Source organism: Aquabacterium sp. (genome assembly GCF_004297345.1).
Lineage (GTDB): Bacteria > Pseudomonadota > Gammaproteobacteria > Burkholderiales > Burkholderiaceae_C > Aquabacterium.
This window is the reverse complement of sequence record NZ_SCTN01000288.1, coordinates 1-3,130: the sequence shown is the minus strand read 5'-3', so window position 1 is coordinate 3,130 and position 3,130 is coordinate 1. Positions and strand designations below refer to the sequence as shown.

Below are 3,130 nucleotides of genomic sequence, written 5' to 3'. Positions count from 1 at the left end.
GCATTGCCGGCGTCGGAGGACGTGTACCCAGCCTGGTCAGAAAGGCAGAGGATGCCGCCCAATGTGGCCGCCGCATCGTGGCCATCGATGGATGCGCCTTGAGCTGCACCAAAGCTTCGCTGGCGCAGCATGGCATTACGCCCACCATGCATGTTCAGTTGGCCACCCGCGGTGTGCGCAAAGCCTACCGAACGGATTTTGATCCGAGTCAAGCCCAGGAACTGCTGGATGAGTTGAAGCAGCAGTTGCAAATGGCACCGGCCGCCAAAGCCTGATTGAATCAGCTTGCGCCACATCAAATCAGCTCCGGCAAGCACTCATCTTGTGTGACGTACTGCCAGCATGCCTGGTCACATGTGACCTGCGCTAGCCGAATATACGCACATCAACGTGCCGATATGAGCGCGTCTTCAGGAGAGGCCCCACTTATCACTTCAAGAGGTGAATGGTGAATCGCATCTCCCTGCGCATCGGGCAAAGGCTTGCCCTTGGATTTGGATTGTTGCTGGCCATGCTGGCGCTGGCCACGCTATTCGCGGCATGGCAATTCAACAGCATTGGTCAAATCAACAAACGCATCATCGATCAGGATTGGCGAAAGGCTGAGGCTGCCAATTTCATCAACGCCACGACGCGAACCAATGCCCGCCTCACCATGGCCTTGCTCATCACTGATCAGCCATCGCGCCTGGCAGATATCAACCAACGCATCGATCGGAACAAGGCCCTGATCGACGAGGCCATGACCACGCTGGATCAACTGGTCCAGCGATCCGATGGGCGCGCCTTGCTCAAGGACATCAAGGACAAGCGAGGGCGGTTTGTCGCCTCGTTCAGCAAGGTACGCACGTTCGTGGCCAGTGGGCAGCGAAATCAAGCCACAGACCTCATGAACAACGAGACCTTGGCTGCGATCGATGCCCTGCAAGCACCGATCACCGCCTTGTCCGATCTGCAAAGACAGATCGTCGGCGAAAGCAGCCAGATCGTCCAGGGCAAGATTCAGCAAGCGCAGGTCTTGATGATCGTGCTGGCCATAACAGGGTTGGTGGCAGGTATCACCGCTGCGCAGCTCATCAGTCGCTCCATCACCCAGCCGCTGGATCAAGCGGTCACCCTGGCGCAGCGTGTCGCGGCAGGCGACCTGAGCACCAACATCAACGTGCAAGGCCACGATGAACTGGCTCGGCTGCTGCAGGCGCTTCAAAGCATGAACGGCAGCCTGGTGCAGATCGTCAGCGATGTGCGCTCGGGCTCCAGTTCCATCTCGACTGCCACCAGTGAAATCGCCACGGGCAATATGGATTTGTCTCAGCGCACGGAAGAGCAAGCCAGCTCGCTGCAGGAAATCGCTGCCTCACTGGAGCAGCTCACGGCCACCGTTCAGCAGAACCTGGAGAGTGGTCGCTACGCCAACCAGATAGCAGGCTCTGCTGCTGACGTGGCACTCAAAGGCGGCGACGTAGTGGCGCAGGTCGTTCAGACCATGGACGCCATCAACGAATCGTCGCGCAAGATCGCCGACATCATCGGCATCATCGATGGCATCGCGTTCCAGACCAATATCCTTGCACTCAACGCAGCCGTCGAGGCGGCACGGGCTGGTGAGCAAGGTAGAGGCTTCGCGGTGGTGGCCTCCGAGGTCCGCAGCCTGGCGGGCCGTTCCGCCAGCGCCGCCAAGGAAATCAAGGACCTGATCAACCACTCGGTGGGCAATGTCTCCCAAGGCTGCAAGCTGGTTGAACAGGCAGGCAGCACGATGGATGAAATCGTGGTGAGCGTGCGCCGCGTGGCCGACATCATGGGTGATCTGACCAGCGCAGCCAAAGAGCAATCGGCCGGCATCAGCCAGATCAGCCAGGCCATGGGGCAGATGGATCAAGTCACACAAGGCAATGCCGCATTGGTAGAACAGGCGGCGGCAGCAGCTCAATCTCTGGAACACCAGGCGCGCTCGCTCGTGGCTTCCGTGGACGTCTTCAAACTGGATGAACATGCCACCTTGCTGGCTGCCTGAAAGGCCTCAACCATGGCTTACTTCGAATGGGCGGAGGACCTCGTCATCGATCGAGGCCCCATCGATCAGGACCACCGCCACCTGATCGATCTGGTCAATAAGTTGCACACGGCCACCAGCCAGGGATGCGGGCAAGACGTGGTGGGCGATATCTTGAGCACGTTGGCGCAATACACCCACGAGCACTTGAGAAGAGAGGAACAAGTGATGGCATCAGTCGGGTTTCCTCACCTGGCTGGCCATCAAAAAGGCCACGAGAAATTCGTCGCCGATCTCGAGGCGCTTCAAGCGAAATATGGATGCGGCAGCATCACCACGGCGGCGCAACTTTCAGCACTGCTTCGGGACTGGCTGTCGCTCCATATCCGCCGATCGGATCGTGAATTGCGAGACTATCTGGACGGCGGCAAGCGCAAACGTCATCCCTAGGCAGATAGCTGCCCCACGATCTGAGTCAACCTGGACACCAGTTCGTTCGGTTTGTGCACCAGCGCATAACCGTGCTGCCCAAACAGATAAGGCAGGTAGTCTGCGGCTTCCTCATCAATCGTGATGCAGAAGGGAAGCAAGCCAGCAGATTTCGCTGCTTGCACGGCATGCCGCGTGTCCTCCAGACCAAATCGCCCTTCATAGTGATCCAGGTCGTTGGGCTTGCCATCTGTCAGCAGCAGCAGCAGCCTTTGTTTTTCAGGCCTGTTTGACAAGGCCTTCGTGGCGTAGCGGATGGCAGCGCCCATGCGGGTGTAATACCCGGGCTTGATCGCGCCTACCCGATCCCGTGTCACAGCGCCCCATGATTCGTCAAAGCGCTTGAGTGCATGCACCCGCACGTTGTGGCGCTTCACCGAACTGAAGCCCAGCATCTCGAAGGGATCACCCAAGCCGTCCATGGCTTGCCCGAACACATACAAGGCATCGCGGATGACATCGATGACCCGCGCATCCTGCGAAGCCCAGGCATCTGTGGACAAGGACAGATCAGCCAGCAGCAAGGTCGCCAAGCTGCGCTCACTGCGTTGAGGCCGGGCAAACACCCTGGGCTCGCTCATGACGGCCAACTCGCCGTCATCCCCTCGGCATTCGGTCTGCCACCGCACCCAGGCGTCCATGTCG

Annotated in this window: 4 protein-coding genes; 3 read left to right on the top strand and 1 reads right to left on the bottom strand. The window is 59.1% G+C overall.

Annotation, left to right across the window (positions count from 1 at the left end):
* The 3 genes from EPO09_RS10050 to EPO09_RS10040 form a co-directional block, all read left to right on the top strand.
* A partial coding sequence (locus EPO09_RS10050; protein ID WP_290642691.1) for a putative zinc-binding protein occupies positions 1–275 on the top strand: 275 nt, incomplete at its 5' end.
* 173 nt (positions 276–448) lie between these two features.
* Positions 449–2,017: a methyl-accepting chemotaxis protein gene (locus tag EPO09_RS10045; RefSeq protein ID WP_290642689.1), complete on the top strand. Its 1,569-nt coding sequence runs from the start codon at positions 449–451 to the stop codon at positions 2,015–2,017.
* 12 nt (positions 2,018–2,029) lie between these two features.
* Entirely contained in the window at positions 2,030–2,446 is a 417-nt protein-coding gene (locus EPO09_RS10040; protein ID WP_290642687.1) for a bacteriohemerythrin, read from the top strand.
* Here the strand turns inward: EPO09_RS10040 and EPO09_RS10035 are convergent.
* Positions 2,443–3,130: VWA domain-containing protein (locus tag EPO09_RS10035; protein WP_290642685.1), on the bottom strand; the 688-nt coding region annotated here is incomplete at its 5' end. The genes EPO09_RS10040 and EPO09_RS10035 overlap by 4 nt on opposite strands.